We start from the raw sequence: 14745 nt of genomic DNA, 5'->3' as shown, positions 1-14745 counted from the left end.
TACAAAATCGCACGCCAACAAGGACGAAAATAAATAGAATGATTAAAAATCTATTCCATCGCTCACAGATAGCAAAAGTAGCATTGGTTGTTGCCGCTTTGCTAGTGACCGCTCAAGCACACGCAGCAATACATATTTTTGCCAGTCAGCTCATCACCTCCGAAGATTCAAAAATGCAGAGTGATAAGACTGTGATTGTCGAAAACAACAAAATTATTAACATCGTTGACGGCAAAGATGAAGGTGGCGAAGGTGATACTTTCATCGATTTGACTGGCAGCACGCTTATGCCGGGCCTAATGGACATGCATGTGCACTTATCGTCTCAAAATGAAGGCCCTAGCTCCTATTTAAAGCGTTTTACGTCCAACGAAGCTGATTATGCAATTGCCGCTGTCGATTATGCACGTAAAACCTTAATGGCTGGTTTTACAACGGTACGAAATCTTGGCGATGCTGACAACGAAACGGTGGCTTTGCGTAAATCGATTACCCAAGGGGTGAGTGTCGGACCGCGTATTTATACCGCGGCAAAATCGATTGCTACGACCGGCGGCCATGCCGACCCAACTAACGGCAGAAGTCACGATTTAATGGGCGATCCTGGGCCACGTGATGGCGTTATAAACGGTGTTGCAGAAGCCAGAAAAGCCGTTCGTCAACGTTATAAAGACGGCGCTGATTTAATTAAAATAACCGCAACAGGCGGTGTGTTAAGTGTTGCAAAAAGTGGACAAAATCCGCAATTCATGACCGATGAGTTAGAAGCGATTGTGCAAACAGCCAAGGACTATGGCATGACCGTTGCGGTGCATGCGCATGGAAAGGAAGGCATGAGGCGTGCTATTTTAGCTGGCATTGATTCCATTGAGCATGGCACCTACATGGACAATGAAATCATTAAACTCATGCGCAAGCATGACGTTTACTATGTACCCACTATATTAGCGGGTAACTTTGTTGCAGAGAAAGCTAAAATAGACGGTTATTTTCCTGATATCGTGCGCCCAAAAGCAGCTGCCATTGGTCCTTTGATCCAAAAAACGTTTGCCCGAGCCCATGAAAACGGAGTGTTGATTGCGTTTGGTACTGATTCAGGTGTTTCTCCGCATGGCGACAATGCGCAAGAGTTTGCCCTAATGGTGCAAGCGGGTATGTCAGAAATGGATGCTATTTTGAGTGCCACAATTAACGCCGCAAAGTTATTAAAAATCGACAAAGACCTTGGCACTATAACGCAAGGGAAATTGGCCGATTTAGTGGCAGTAAAGGGTAATCCACTGGATGATATTTCGTTGATGGAAAAGGTCCACTTCGTGATGAAAGACGGAACGGTATTTAAAAATTAGTCTGAGTAGTTATCAGCCCAGGGCTTTTTTGCTAGCCCAAGGGTTTTTTACCAGCCCAAGGCTTTTTTGCTAGCCCAAGGCTTTTTTACTAGCCCAAGGCTGTATTATTAGGTTACGTATTAACTCAGGTTTTAACAAGCAGCCGGCATAGGCTGCTTGTTTTATTTTGGGCTACCCCATTCAGTTTTGAGGCCACTCGTAAAGAAGCCTCCCTTTTAAAAAGCTAAGATGTCGTGTCCATAAAGAAAAAAATTCACGCAATGATTCACTCTAAACATATGTTGTCCAGTGTAACGTTGGCATCATTATTAGAGTCAACGATCATTCCTATTCCGCTCGAAGCCTTATTGGTTCCGCTTATGCAGAAACGGCGTGAAAAGCTTTGGTTAATTGCACTAATGGCAACCGTAGGTTGTCTAATTGGCGCATTATTGGGTTATTTGGTGGGCTATTTCCTGTTTGACCTAATGCGCGATGTCATCATGCAAAATATGACCACTGAAGCACAATTTGCTAGTTTTCAAAAACGCATGGAAACCGATGGATTTTGGTTTATATTTAGTACAGGTATTACACCAATACCACTGCAAATAGCGATGTTGGCCGCAGGTGTGACTGCTTATTCAATTCCACTGTTTTTATTGGCGACAGCAATGGGCAGAGTGATCCGCTACTTCGGGATAGCGGCGCTGGTTTATTGCTTTGGTGACAAAACCGAAAAGCTAATAAGAAGGTATAAGTGGCAAGCTGGGGTATTGGCTTTGTGTATCATTGGAATGGTCTGGTGGCTGATTCTTTTTAAATGAAAGTGAGAGGGATGAGTATCATGTTGAAAAGTCTGAATTGAGACAAGCGTAACAACCTTACAATTCAAAAAGTGGCACCAACAAACAGAAACAGTTAGCAGCGAAGCATTAATTATTAACAGCAATAATAACGTAAAACGATAAAGGAAAAATCATGAAAAAATTAGTTTCACTTAGTTTAGTTTGTGCGCTATTGAGCGCTTCAGCATTGTCGATTGCTGCGCCTATTGGCGATAAAATTAAAACAGCAATGGCCTCAGATATTAGGACCGAAGCAGAACTCGAACGCGATAGAAACCGTAAGCCGGTTCAAACCTTAGAATTTTTTGGCCTTGAAGATAACATGAGCGTTGTAGAGCTAATTCCTGGCGGCGGCTGGTATACAAAATTACTGGTTCCTGCATTAAGCGAAAATGGTGAATACTACGCGGCAATTGGTACTGGGAGAATTAAAGAGAATTTATCTGACGTCGCTGGTTTTGAAAAAATGAAAGTCATTGCTGAGGATGCCAATAGCTTTCGTGAAGAAGGCGCTCGTAATTATTCGTTAGAAGCGACAACCTTAGGCGTAAAGGATGTTGATATGGTTCTTACCTTTCGTAACTATCATAACTTTGGTGAACAAGGTCGTAAAAAAATGAACGAACTTGCGTTTGAAGCCTTAAAGCCAGGGGGTATTTATGGTGTTGTTGACCACACTGCCCGTCACATGGAACCGTCAAACGACAGTAACCGCCGTCGTATTGACCCGGTAATGGCGATCAAAGAGATCCAAGAAGCCGGTTTCGTCATGGTTGACTACAGCAACATGCATTATAAAGAAGATGACGAGTTAGAATATGAAGTAGGTGCTCGCGCTGTATCAGGTAACACTGATCGCTGGACAATTAAGTTCATGAAGCCTAAAAGCTAGACGACAGACAATAGCAGGAGTCAGGATACCGGATCGATATTAACCAATAAGTCGATTTGCTAACCCAGACTCCTTTTTTTCAAACCCCATTAAGCCTTCGTAATATCAAGCCTGTCATTTTTTGGTCATATTATTGCCACACCACTGTCATATAAATAACTAAATTTGTTCATTTTTCTGTAAAGTAATTGCCATTAAAGCTATCTACAGTAGTCGTGCATTTTAAACTAAATACACAAACTAGAACTGGGACGCTTTCATGAACACTAAATTCAGTTACATCACGCTGGCTTGTTTAGCCGCGCTTAATACACAGGTAAAAGCAGCAGAAACCGCAGATCTAGGTGATTCTGATGTTGAGAAAATTCAGGTTATTGGTAAAAGTGTTTCGTATGCAAATAACGAAACAACTGAGTCAATGTTAAAGCAGCAAAGCAATCTTACTAGTGTGCTTGCCTCTATCGATAACTTGCCTGGCGTGTTGATCAACGAAGGTGATACGTTTGGATCAGATGATTGGTCAACCACAATCTCTATTCGTGGCTTTCAAGTGAGTTTAGATGAACAGCAGATTGGTATTACCGTTGATGGGATAGCCAACGGCAACTCTAACTACGGCGGTGGTGCCAAAGCTAACCGCTATATTGATACCGAAAACCTGTATCTGGTTGAAGTATCTCAAGGTACCGCAGATATCGCTTCGCGCTCAAATGAAGCTTTAGGTGGTACGCTCAATTTCACCACAATCGATCCAACGCAAGAAGAAGGCTTCTTAACCAGCTTGTCATTTGGTGATTTTCAAGCGCAAAAATACTTTTTACGCTACAACACCGGTGAAATTGCAAGAGACACCTTTGCCTGGATCAGCGTATCGAGCAGCAGCAACACCGATTGGGTAAATCAGTCTGCTGAAAATAAGAAAGACCATCTAGCGGCCAAACTCATATCTGACTTAAATGATAATTGGGGATTAACAGCTTACGCTTCTTATGATGACTCACACGAAGATAACTATCAACGTGTTAGCAAAGCTCAATTTGAAACCAACCCTGACTCTGACCGACTAACCTCAGAATGGACTGGCGTACCTTATGTTGATCAACTGTATCGCAAAGGTTGGTCTACCTTGCGTGAAAATTTCTTCGCTTACGTAGCCTTAGATTATGCTGGGGATAACCTCAACTTTTCAAGTAACGTTTATTACCATGACAATGAAGGCCGTGGCGATTGGGTTCCTCCTTATCTGAATGATTTAACCGACGATACTGGCCGCGCAGAAACAGAGTTGTCCTCACAAACAACCGCAATGGGAGGCAGCTCAAGAGGGATTATTACTTTCGTTAATCGCGACGGTTTAGCGCTAACGCCAGCTGACGGCTGTGTGAGCTCAATTACTTTTCCATATGGTGGTGCTGGTTCCGCATTTGACGCCGACTGTTTTGGTCCAGAAGCGATCCCAGTAGGCTCGTATCGCCATACGCATTATGGCAAGCAACGCTTTGGCTTAAACGCAGACATTGCATACACTATCCAAACGGGATCACTGGAGAACTCAACTCGTGCCGGTCTTTGGTATGAAGACTATAGCCGAGATGAGTATCGTGATTGGCATAAAATCATTGATTCAGCATCCAGTTTTGAGTTCGATAACACACCTTACTGGATCCAGTACGACAACAGCTTTGCGGTTGACACGACGATGCTTTATATAGAAAACGAAACTAGTTTTGATTGGATTAAAGCACGAATTGGCGCTAAGAAATTCATTGTTGAGTTAAGTAAAGATGACAACTTCAATGCTGCTAATAATGTTGATAATGTTAACTCAGACTCAGACGTATTAATCTCCGCCGGACTCGTCGCTAATATGCCACTTGACGGTTTAGAAGTCTTCGCTGGATATGCTGAGAACTTCGCCGCAATTAAAGACACCGTGCTGGAGAGAGATTCATCAACGCTTACCGAAATTAAGCCTGAAACGGCAACAAACTTCGATATTGGTTTTCGTTACAACTCTGACGTTATCGACGCTAGCGTTACATTTTACAAAATAGATTTCGACAACCGAGTTACCTTTCTGCCGCCCGATTCACCTGTTTCAGGCATTGACTATAATATTGGCACAAACGGTTCTTACATAAACGTTGGCGGTATCGAATCTGAAGGGATTGAAGCATCGGTTAGCGTACAGCTATCTGACTACTTTAGTTTTTATGGATCATTTACCAGCAACGAATCAACTTACAAAGACGTACCTGACGAACTGGGTTTGAATATACAAGTAGGCAACACGGTATTCGGATCGGTGGAAGATATGTGGGTGACGTCATTGGATTACAACAAGGGTAATTACAGCGCCGGTTTATCTGTAAAATATGTGGGTGACCGCTTTATTGATGCTGCAAACACCGTTGTCGCTGAGGCGTACACTGTGACTGATTTATATGCGGGCGTGAACGTTGATTTAGAAGTTCAAGGTATACAAAATATGCAAGTTCGATTTACCCTGAATAACCTCACTGACGAGAGTTATCTAAGCGGTATTGCAGGGCAGTCTGCATGGATTGGCGCGCCAAGAACGGCAGCCGTCAATTTACAATTTAGCTTTTAATTAAGCATTTAACGGGTTGTTTCCCTGTCTCCTTACTGAGGCATTTTATATACCCTGACCACATTGGTCAGGGTTTTTTTGTTTATTTGAAGGAATGACAATGATCGAATATATAACGTTAGTGTCTATGAAAAATATCACCTCTGTTATTTTGATTTCGTTGTTGTCTAGTTTAGCACCCGTGATCAGTGCAACTGAATTAAGCAATACCGAAACACCAAAGTTGGTTATTGTCACTATCGATGGCTTACGCTGGCAGGAAGCGTTTGGCGGTGCCGATGAAAAGCTGCTTAACAATAAAGATTTTGTAAATAATGTCGAAGCGCTAAGCGATCGCTTTTGGCATCCAGATAAACAAGAACGTAAAAACCGCTTGATGCCTTTTTTGACCAACGAGATAGGCAAAAACGGCGTATTAATTGGCGACCGTAATAACCAGTCAACGATGTCATTAACTAATAATCAGCACTTTTCTTTCCCTGGCTATAACGAAATATTTACCGGCAAAGTTGACGACAATTTGACATCAAATGCCAAAGTTTTAAATCCAAATGTCACCTTTTTGGAATGGTTGAACAAGCAAGCCAGTTTCGAAAATCAAATTGCCATCTTCTCCGGTTGGGATGTATTTCCGTTTATCTACAATAGAGAGCGCAGCGGCCTGTTTATTAATGCTGGATTTGAGGACATGCCGTCCATACAAGCCAATCCAAAAACGTCACAAGACAAGCATACTGCAACTAAAATACAGGTGATGAACCAGTTACAAGCTGAGATACCCAGCCCCTGGGCGACGGTCAGACACGACGCGTTCACTTATGGCTTCGCCAAGCTGTATTTACAAGCAATGCAGCCTAAAGTGTTGGTCATCAATTTAGGCGAGACTGACGATTTTGCGCATAATGGAAAATATGATGCGTATTTAGATAGCGCCAAACAAACTGATGATTATCTGCGTGACCTATGGGCAACATTGCAAAACATGCCTGCCTATAAAAATAACACCAACATGATCATTATTACCGATCACGGTCGCGGCAACGACGCGAGTGACTGGCAACACCATGCTTCAAAACAAGCAGTACAAAACTACATGACCACCTTATCCCGCTTCAAAGATGGTATTGTTGGTTCAGAGCATATTTGGTTTGCCGCAATAGGACCTGATATTAAAAGCCAAGGACTGTTAACCACCGCCAATGAATTAACCCAAACTCAATTTGCAGCCACCGCATTGGCTTTACTCGGCATTGAAGTCAGCCAATACGATATTGGAGCAGCAGCGCCATTAAAAGGAGTTATGCATGAATAGTATTCGCCAAGTAGCAACAAAAGTCTTATTGATATCGAGCTTTTTTGTATTCTTATTTGTCAGTGGATTTATTGGTTCAATGGTCGCGGCGCAAACATTGCCGACAGCGCAGCCAGTTTCTATACAAGCAAGCAAGGTAACACACATTCTATTTGGTTCGTGTTCACATCAAGATAAAGCCATGCCTATTTTTGATGCTATTTTACAAGAACCGGCGGACGCGTTTATTTTCCTCGGGGACAACATTTATGGCGACACCGAGGATATGCAAGAGCTTGCGCAAAAATATAACAAGCTAGGGCAGGATCCAGGCGTCAAGGCCTTAAAAAGTAAGGTAGCGGTTTATGCCATTTGGGATGACCACGATTTTGGTGAAAACGATGCTGGAAAACAATACCCGTTTAAAGCAGAGTCTAAAAAAGTCATGCTCGACTTCTGGGATGTAGCCAAAGACAGTCCGCGCAGAAGCAGAGAAGATGGCATTTACGGTAGTTACCTTATTTCCCCAGACAATGCTGATATTCAAAATGCTGGTATTCGAGAAGCCGGTATTCGAGAAGCTGGTATCCAGGAAGCTGGTATTCAGGAAGCTGATAATACCGATTTAAACGCCATTCGATTGATTTTACCTGACTTGAGATATATGCGAGATGACCTAGAGTCGGTCAGTCTTAGTGGCTATGAAACGGATCGCAAACTGAAAGATATGGGGCCTTACAAGCACTCCAAAGGGTCAATGTTAAGCGAGCAACAATGGCAATGGTTAGAGATTGAGTTACAGCAACCTGAACGGATCAAAATAATTGGTTCAAGCTTGCAACTCATCGCCGACTTCACCGGATGGGAGTCATGGGCTAATTTCAATGATCGTCAGCGCCTTTTCGATCTGATAAAAAAACACAAAGTTAATGGCGTGTTCATTATTAGTGGCGACACCCATTGGGGCGAAATATCAAAATTTGATACCAACATGGATTATCCGCTTTGGGATATCACTAGCTCTGGTTTGACCGAAGAGTGGAAGCAAGTAAGTCCTAACCAACATCGGATTTTAGGCTACACGGATAAAGTGAACTATGGCTTTTTTACGGTTAACTGGGACTTAACGGACCCCAGTATTCATTTCGGCTTAAAGGACGTTAACGGCGCTGTCGTGATGCAACAAAACATCGCATTATCCAGCTTATCTCCTTATTAAACTTAAAAACAGATCCCTGCTACAAAACTAATCCAGGCTTAAGCCCTTAAGCCTTTTTTAATTAAATATCGATAGGGCGCTGCAGCAACTTCGCTGGTAATCAAGGTATGGTGCATAAAGCGACAAAAACTCGGTACATCACGGGTTGTTGAATGGTCATCAGCACAAATAGACAGTGTGTCACCGTCCTGCATGTTGCGAATTTGTAGGCGGATCATCATTACCGGCTCAGGGCATCGGAGGCCTATCGCATCGAGTTGGTGGTCTGCTTGTTCAAATATATCGGTCATAGCACCTTATTAACGGCATAGCACTGGGCTAAATGCCGTATTTCTCACGGTAATGATTAATACTTGCCACGGCGTCAGCGTTAGTTTCTTTGGCAGATAAATATGCCACCACATCCGCTAAGGTCACAATAGAAATCACGTGAGTATCGAAGTCACGTTCGACTTCTTGAATGGCGGACAATTGCCCTTGTCCGCGTTCCTGACGGTCAAGTGCAATGAGCACACCGGCCAAACTCGCATCGTGTTGTGCAATTAACTGCATAGACTCACGGATCGCGGTGCCGGCAGTAATAACATCATCCACCAGCATAATTTTGCCTAGCAGCGGACTTCCGACTAAATTGCCGCCTTCACCATGCAGTTTTGCTTCTTTGCGATTAAAACAATAAGCCACGTCAAGGTTATACTCATTTGCTAGCGCGACCGCTGTGGTGGTCGCAATAGGAATGCCTTTGTAAGCAGGACCAAACAAGACATCAAAATCAACATTAGCGGCTTGCAACGCCGCTGCGTAGTATCGACCCAGCTTGGCTAAGTCGCCGCCCGTGTTGAACAAGCCAGCATTGAAAAAGTAAGGACTTAAACGCCCAGACTTCAACGTAAACTCACCAAAACGCAAGACCTTGCGCTCAATTGCAAATTCGATAAATTCTTTTTTGTAATCTTGAAGTTGAGTTGTTTGCATTCTTTACGCCTTTGTTATCAACCCAGAAAAGGTGAGCCATAATAGTGGTATTTCAAATTCTGTATAAATGAAAGGCCTCATATGAGACCTTTCATTTTTCTGCACTTGTCTGTATTTACGACAAAGAAACTTACGCTAGCGCACTTTTCTGAGCATCAAATAATTCCATGATGCCGTCTTTGGCTAAACTCAACATTTCGTTCATTTCATCAAAACTAAACGGTTCAGCTTCAGCAGTGCCTTGCACTTCAATAAGCTTGCCGGTATCAGTCATTACCACATTCATGTCAGTTTCAGCAGCAGAGTCTTCAAGATACTCAAGATCAGCAATCGGGCTACCTTTGTAAATGCCAACCGACACAGCAGCAATCATATGCTTCATTGGGTTTGCTTTCAAAATGCCTTTAGATCGCATCCACGTTAGTGCATCAACCAATGCCACACAGGCACCCGTGATGGAGGCCGTACGCGTGCCGCCATCGGCTTGAATAACATCGCAATCAAGTGTAATTGTGTTTTCGCCGAGTAACTTTAAATCAACCGCAGCGCGCAATGAACGCGCAATTAAGCGTTGAATTTCGAGTGTACGACCACCTTGTTTACCACGCGCGGCTTCACGATCAGAACGCGTATGCGTCGCTCGTGGCAACATGCTGTATTCAGCAGTAATCCAACCTTTGCCTTGGCCTTTCATAAAACGAGGCACCCCTTCAACAACTGAGGCATTGCAAAGCACTTTGGTATTACCAAACTCGATCAGTACAGACCCTTCTGCATGACAAGTAAAATTACGGGTAATTGTGACGGGACGGATTTGACTAGCAGTTCTGCCGCTTGGACGCATGTTTATCTCCTTAAAATTCAGGCCAGAATTATAGCGTAGTTAAACGGTGATCGGGAGGTGTAAAGTAAAAGTTATCGTAAAAAACTTAAAAACTGCGCAAGATTCGCCAATTTAATAAAGCCTGTTACACTAACACTCGCTTGTTGCTGGTTATTGAACGTTGAAACACCACTATTCAACCAGTCGAGCATACCACTCAATTTACGCCACTTGTGATCGCCTCGTATTAATTAACGACGACGATGCTGCAAGTGCTTTAAGGAACACCTATGATTTACAGTATGACTGGATTTGCACGCCACGAAATTAAAGCCGAATGGGGCAGTGCCGTTTGGGAAATTCGCTCGGTTAACCAACGCTACCTCGAAACCTTCTTTAGACTACCTGAGCAGTTTCGCAGCCTTGAACCCATTTTACGTGAACGTTTTCGTAAAGGCCTGCAGCGCGGCAAAATAGAATGTGCATTGCGCTTTAATATGAATGATGAAAATGTGAGCGCCATAAACGTTAACCAAGACTTAGCCAAACAAGTTATCGCGGCAGCCGCATGGGTTCAGCAGCAAGGTGATGTTGCCCACGCTAATCCGATCGAGATTTTACGCTGGCCTGGCGTTATCGCCGCACAAGAAGCTGACATGGACACCATTCAAGCTGACATGTTAAAAGCTTTTGATCACACATTTACAGAGTTTGTGGCTTCACGGGCAAGCGAAGGCGACAACATGAAAGTACTCATTCAGCAGCGTTTAGAGGCCATCCAGAGCGAATCCAATAAAGTGACTGCGCATATGCCCACTGTTATTGAATGGCAGAAAGACCGCATTCGCAGCAAGTTCAACGACGCACAAATTGAATTAGACGCCACGCGTGTTGAGCAAGAAATGGTGCTGCTTGCACAAAAAATGGATGTTGCAGAAGAACTAGATCGTCTCAATTCGCATGTGACTGAAACCCTGTCTATATTGAAAAAAGGCGGCGCTGTCGGTCGTCGTTTGGACTTTATGATGCAGGAATTCAATCGTGAAGCGAACACGTTGGGGTCGAAATCGATTAACACTGAAGTGACGCAATCGGCGGTTGAGTTGAAGGTGTTGATTGAGCAGATGCGTGAGCAGATCCAGAATATAGAATAGGATTGAGAAAAGCCCGAAAAAAGCAGCTTTTGTATTTAAATTCAAGGAATTACCTACACACGCAGATCAATTAAGATTAAACTTACTTCAATTAGCTTGCCTAATAAAGGTGACAAAAAGGGTGACAGGTTTACAGTTTTGTATATAATTGTGGAACCTGTCACCCTTTTTGGAACGCTATGAGCTCGGAAGACAAACACAAGCACTTAATTGAACAAGTTAAGTCAGGTAAGGCTAACGATGCTGTGATCAAAGCGTTAGTTAAGAACGGTTGGAAAAGCTTTCCGAGCATCGAGCGTGGTTTGCATTTAAGAATAGAATCTGCCGGTGTAGCCACCTTTGTATTTCAATACTCTTACAATGGCAAAAAGAAAAGAATGACTTTAGGCACCTATGGCAAAAGACCTGATGGCATGCCTCTCGTTGATGCTAGAAGCGCAATAGCAGAAGAACGGGCTTTAGTTAAAAGCGGTAAAGACCCTCTTGCTGAAAAAAATAGAGCACAGCGCAGCGAATTTAAGACAGTAGATGATCTTGCGCAAGATTGGCTCAAGGACAATGCCAAACGGCTCAAGTATCCTGGTATTCCGCATAGAATTTACACACAAGAAATTAAACCCATAATTGGCGGACTTCTTATTGACGATATTGGCGGTTTAGATATAAGAAAAGTACTGATGTTTGTAAAAAGTCGCAAAAAAGAGGAAAGACCAACAATTGCTAATGATACGCTCGGATTCCTCAAGCAATTATTTGACCACGGGATCACCCTAAGTGTAACTGATAAAAATCCTGCCACTTCATTTAAGGTTAAACATGCGGGAGGAACGGAAAGATCGCGAGACCGAGCAGCAAGCATGGAAGAATGGAAAACCATATTTTCAGTTATGAGGCACAATCAGGCGCATTTTTGTAGAGAAAATTATTTGGCCATTGCGATGATACTTGTATTAGGCGTAAGAAAAGGTGAAATGATATCGTTACGATGGGACGAAATCGACTTGGATAAGAAAGTGTGGTTTTTGACAAAAGAAAAAGCAAAAAACAACCATGCCATAGACATACCGCTACCGCCTTTAGTAATTGAGTGGTTGAAAGAACTTAAGACAAGGGCATATTCCTCTGAATATGTTTTTCCCTCTAGGCGTGCTAGCAAACGCAGAGGCTACATTAGCGATGACACACTAAATCATGCGCTGACTAACCTTTTTGGGAAGAAAACAGGAAAGCTGAAAAGTAGCACCGGTGATGTATTAGGTGAAGCTGGCATTGAATATTTTGTAATCCACGATATCAGGCGCTCAACGCGGACTATTATGTCAAAGAATAAAGTACGTGGGGAAGTCGCTGAAAAAGCTATTAACCATGTGAAAAAAGGCGTTGAAGGTATTTATAATCGTGATGCTTTTTTTGAGGAGCGAGTTGAGGCGCATGAGGGTTTGGCTAAGTTGGTTGGGGGGATTGTTTAGGGTTGTTTGTTGTGGAAAGAGGGATTCCCCGCCAGAAAACTCTAGCCCACGTAACTCGTGGCTTACAGTTACTGTTCAGTTAGAGTGGCAGAGTTTAGTGGCAGAGTACAGTGGTTTATTTTTGTTCTATTTTGAAAACATTAGAGGTAGTTTGCTCCGATGTGATGACGAAAAAAATAGTTGTATTTATTACTAATCCTAACTAAAAAGACCTCGCCTCTCTGGAGAGTTTTGGACATAGCCTGAAATACACATAGGGCGAAAGTTCGAAATTTAATTATTGATCAAAGTAAATGATACATAATTGAACCAATAAGTATTTGTATAACAGCTGGATAGGCCGTCAGCCTGATAATAAGATGTAACAAGAGCAATCCACCAACATTAGCTTCAGAAGAACTTAATGAAATAAAAAACGGGCCATATTCTTATACGCACTCATACCTGTTTTTTAAATACATCCGCATAGCTGTATCTAAGGTATTGAGTGTCCGGACGTTACCAAAGGGTATCGACAACACCAAGCATTTTCAATCAATCTAGCTATTCGGAAAAGCGCGTATAGATTGAAAATTGCGTTGATGTATCATCAGTCGATTATCTCATAATTTGTGCGCATGAGTATTATTGTTGCCTAGTCTAGAACCGCTTAATTTTGTCGATCGGTCCTAATCATCGAAGACGTAGTTTTTCTCTTCGATTTTCCTTGTCATTCGCCAGAAGTCGTCGTTACGCCATGGTGTAATTGCAACGACACGGCCTCTTTTATTACGATACCAATTGGTTGTGCCCTCATGCGTCCAAATCATTTTAGCGTGTGCACTGTCTACCATCGTATTGTAATCTTCGAAAACTTACTTCAAGGTTAGAATACAAGTCGTCGTTATTAAACGGAAATAAAGACAAGAATTCACTGAAAAAACATTAAAAAGTGTGACAACCATAATATATAATAAAATCAATATTGTAGCCTATGTTACATGTAACGGAGTCTATTTAAGAAATGAATAATAAACAGCTAGTCATTACCTTTTCAGAGGAAGCAACTGAAAAGTATCTACAATTATGTCAAGCCTCAGCAGAAGCTCATTTTAATGCTGATGTTGAACCCGAACTGCCAAGTCTAAGAATAGAGCTAGGTATGATTGAAAGTATCGGGTATTTTATAGCCTCAGAGGAAATAGAACTTGGTAATGTTATTGCAGAGATAGCAACAAACAATACCTAAAATATCAGAGAAAATAAACGTTATAGGGCCAAAGATCAGAACATTCAACTTTATTGGGTGATCTAAAAGTTAATTGAGATGATGCTTGAAGTTTGCTTGAAAATTGTCGTAAAAAATTTGGCTTGTACTGGCAGGGTTTGATTTTAATAAACACTTTAGGTATGAGCCTTGTCTAAAGGGATTTATTTATCTTAATCTTAAAATAAAATAAAATATCGTGACGAGCATATAGCAGCTAGTAACATGACTATTACAGTTAAGTAGTTAATTACTGCATGTAAAAACGGTAAGTGGTAAATTCGTACAACAAGAACTTGAAGAGAGACAAAAAAATTGGCTGTTTTGTTCACTCCGTTTATCTACTTTAGCCAACTATATTATTGCCCCTTAACACGGAATTGAGGCTTTAGAAAAACCCTAAAATAGTTTAAAAAACACACAGTTTTCACTTCCCACCGATCACCGTTTGTGATCAAATAGGTATTATCAATTAGCCATAGGAGCCTTGGTGATGCCACGCTTTATCTCCCTAAATTATCGGCAAAGTACGATGGTTGTGATTAACTATCTCGACCAACTTCAGGCTGGCACGTTTGAACATGCAATCCATCATTTGATTGATTCGACGTTGGATTTATCAGTGTTCTATCCCAAGTATAAAAATGATAAGAATGGTCGGCCTGCGTATGATCCAGCGGCTCTACTCAAAATCATTCTGTTTGCCTATTCCAAAGGTATTACCTCGAGTCGAGAAATCCAGTGGTGCTGTGAAACGAATATTATATTTAAGGCGTTGAGCTGTGATTCAGTGCCACACTGGACAACGATTGCCGCTTTTGTCAGTGGCCGTAAACAAGAGATTGAATCGGTGTTTGAGCAGGTGTTGTTGATATGTCATGAGCAAGGC

Annotated in this window: 14 protein-coding genes; 10 read left to right on the top strand and 4 right to left on the bottom strand. The window is 42.2% G+C overall.

Annotation, left to right across the window (positions count from 1 at the left end; all coding sequences use genetic code 11):
- The first annotated feature begins 38 nt into the window (after positions 1–38).
- From CXF81_RS00475 to CXF81_RS00450, 6 genes are all read left to right on the top strand, one after another.
- Complete coding sequence (locus CXF81_RS00475; RefSeq protein ID WP_101179141.1) at positions 39–1349, top strand: amidohydrolase family protein; 1311 nt, start codon at positions 39–41, stop codon at positions 1347–1349.
- A 260-nt stretch (positions 1350–1609) separates the two neighbouring features.
- Positions 1610–2155 carry a YqaA family protein gene (locus CXF81_RS00470; RefSeq protein ID WP_198556278.1) on the top strand — a complete coding sequence of 182 codons (546 nt, stop codon included), beginning with the start codon at positions 1610–1612 and terminating at the stop codon, positions 2153–2155.
- 154 nt (positions 2156–2309) lie between these two features.
- Positions 2310–3068 carry a class I SAM-dependent methyltransferase gene (locus tag CXF81_RS00465; RefSeq protein WP_101179139.1) on the top strand — a complete coding sequence of 253 codons (759 nt, stop codon included), beginning with the start codon at positions 2310–2312 and terminating at the stop codon, positions 3066–3068.
- Between the two features lie 259 nt (positions 3069–3327).
- Complete coding sequence (locus CXF81_RS00460) at positions 3328–5679, top strand: TonB-dependent receptor (protein WP_101179138.1); 2352 nt, start codon at positions 3328–3330, stop codon at positions 5677–5679.
- Between the two features lie 100 nt (positions 5680–5779).
- Complete coding sequence (locus tag CXF81_RS00455; protein WP_101179136.1) at positions 5780–6991, top strand: alkaline phosphatase family protein; 1212 nt, start codon at positions 5780–5782, stop codon at positions 6989–6991.
- Positions 6984–8189, top strand: coding sequence for an alkaline phosphatase D family protein (locus tag CXF81_RS00450; RefSeq protein WP_101179134.1), 1206 nt, complete (start codon positions 6984–6986; stop codon positions 8187–8189). Before CXF81_RS00455 ends, CXF81_RS00450 begins: the two co-directional genes overlap by 8 nt.
- Before the next feature lie 38 nt (positions 8190–8227).
- On the opposite strand, the gene tusA is transcribed toward CXF81_RS00450, so the two are convergent.
- The 3 genes from tusA to rph form a co-directional block, all read right to left on the bottom strand.
- Positions 8228–8479 carry a sulfurtransferase TusA gene (gene tusA / locus CXF81_RS00445; protein WP_101179132.1) on the bottom strand — a complete coding sequence of 84 codons (252 nt, stop codon included), beginning with the start codon at positions 8477–8479 and terminating at the stop codon, positions 8228–8230.
- Positions 8480–8507: 28 nt separating this feature from the next.
- The gene (gene pyrE / locus CXF81_RS00440) at positions 8508–9164 is read right to left on the bottom strand and encodes an orotate phosphoribosyltransferase (RefSeq protein ID WP_101179130.1); all 657 of its coding nucleotides are present in this window, start codon (positions 9162–9164) and stop codon (positions 8508–8510) included.
- A 130-nt stretch (positions 9165–9294) separates the two neighbouring features.
- Positions 9295–10008 carry a ribonuclease PH gene (gene rph / locus CXF81_RS00435; protein ID WP_101179128.1) on the bottom strand — a complete coding sequence of 238 codons (714 nt, stop codon included), beginning with the start codon at positions 10006–10008 and terminating at the stop codon, positions 9295–9297.
- A gap of 269 nt (positions 10009–10277) precedes the next feature.
- On the opposite strand from rph, the gene CXF81_RS00430 reads away from it, so the two are divergent.
- Both CXF81_RS00430 and CXF81_RS00425 read left to right on the top strand, forming a co-directional pair.
- Complete coding sequence (locus tag CXF81_RS00430; RefSeq protein ID WP_101179127.1) at positions 10278–11141, top strand: YicC/YloC family endoribonuclease; 864 nt, start codon at positions 10278–10280, stop codon at positions 11139–11141.
- 179 nt (positions 11142–11320) lie between these two features.
- Positions 11321–12610 carry a site-specific integrase gene (locus CXF81_RS00425; protein WP_101179125.1) on the top strand — a complete coding sequence of 430 codons (1290 nt, stop codon included), beginning with the start codon at positions 11321–11323 and terminating at the stop codon, positions 12608–12610.
- A gap of 668 nt (positions 12611–13278) precedes the next feature.
- Here the strand turns inward: CXF81_RS00425 and CXF81_RS00420 are convergent.
- Positions 13279–13443: a hypothetical protein gene (locus CXF81_RS00420; RefSeq protein WP_232771714.1), complete on the bottom strand. Its 165-nt coding sequence runs from the start codon at positions 13441–13443 to the stop codon at positions 13279–13281.
- 170 nt (positions 13444–13613) lie between these two features.
- Between CXF81_RS00420 and CXF81_RS00415 the strand changes: the two genes are divergently transcribed.
- Entirely contained in the window at positions 13614–13838 is a 225-nt protein-coding gene (locus CXF81_RS00415) for a hypothetical protein (RefSeq protein WP_101179123.1), read from the top strand.
- Between the two features lie 511 nt (positions 13839–14349).
- The coding region (locus CXF81_RS00410) for a transposase (protein WP_198556277.1) at positions 14350–14745 on the top strand (396 nt) is incomplete at its 3' end.

It is taken from the genome of Glaciecola sp. 33A, from assembly GCF_002836745.1.
GTDB lineage: Bacteria > Pseudomonadota > Gammaproteobacteria > Enterobacterales > Alteromonadaceae > Glaciecola.
The sequence above is the reverse complement of the archived record's forward strand: the minus strand, read 5'-3'. Positions and strand labels throughout refer to the sequence as shown.

What these genes read in the sequence shown, in the direction of transcription:
- CXF81_RS00475 (WP_101179141.1), top strand. Translation starts at nt 39, where the DNA reads ATGATTAAAAATCTATTCCATCGCTCACAGATAGCAAAAGTAGCATTG.
- CXF81_RS00470 (WP_198556278.1), top strand. Translation starts at nt 1,610, where the DNA reads ATGATTCACTCTAAACATATGTTGTCCAGTGTAACGTTGGCATCATTA.
- CXF81_RS00465 (WP_101179139.1), top strand. Translation starts at nt 2,310, where the DNA reads ATGAAAAAATTAGTTTCACTTAGTTTAGTTTGTGCGCTATTGAGCGCT.
- CXF81_RS00460 (WP_101179138.1), top strand. Translation starts at nt 3,328, where the DNA reads ATGAACACTAAATTCAGTTACATCACGCTGGCTTGTTTAGCCGCGCTT.
- CXF81_RS00455 (WP_101179136.1), top strand. Translation starts at nt 5,780, where the DNA reads ATGATCGAATATATAACGTTAGTGTCTATGAAAAATATCACCTCTGTT.
- CXF81_RS00450 (WP_101179134.1), top strand. Translation starts at nt 6,984, where the DNA reads ATGAATAGTATTCGCCAAGTAGCAACAAAAGTCTTATTGATATCGAGC.
- tusA (WP_101179132.1), bottom strand. Translation starts at nt 8,479, where the DNA reads ATGACCGATATATTTGAACAAGCAGACCACCAACTCGATGCGATAGGC.
- pyrE (WP_101179130.1), bottom strand. Translation starts at nt 9,164, where the DNA reads ATGCAAACAACTCAACTTCAAGATTACAAAAAAGAATTTATCGAATTT.
- rph (WP_101179128.1), bottom strand. Translation starts at nt 10,008, where the DNA reads ATGCGTCCAAGCGGCAGAACTGCTAGTCAAATCCGTCCCGTCACAATT.
- CXF81_RS00430 (WP_101179127.1), top strand. Translation starts at nt 10,278, where the DNA reads ATGATTTACAGTATGACTGGATTTGCACGCCACGAAATTAAAGCCGAA.
- CXF81_RS00425 (WP_101179125.1), top strand. Translation starts at nt 11,321, where the DNA reads ATGAGCTCGGAAGACAAACACAAGCACTTAATTGAACAAGTTAAGTCA.
- CXF81_RS00420 (WP_232771714.1), bottom strand. Translation starts at nt 13,443, where the DNA reads ATGGTAGACAGTGCACACGCTAAAATGATTTGGACGCATGAGGGCACA.
- CXF81_RS00415 (WP_101179123.1), top strand. Translation starts at nt 13,614, where the DNA reads ATGAATAATAAACAGCTAGTCATTACCTTTTCAGAGGAAGCAACTGAA.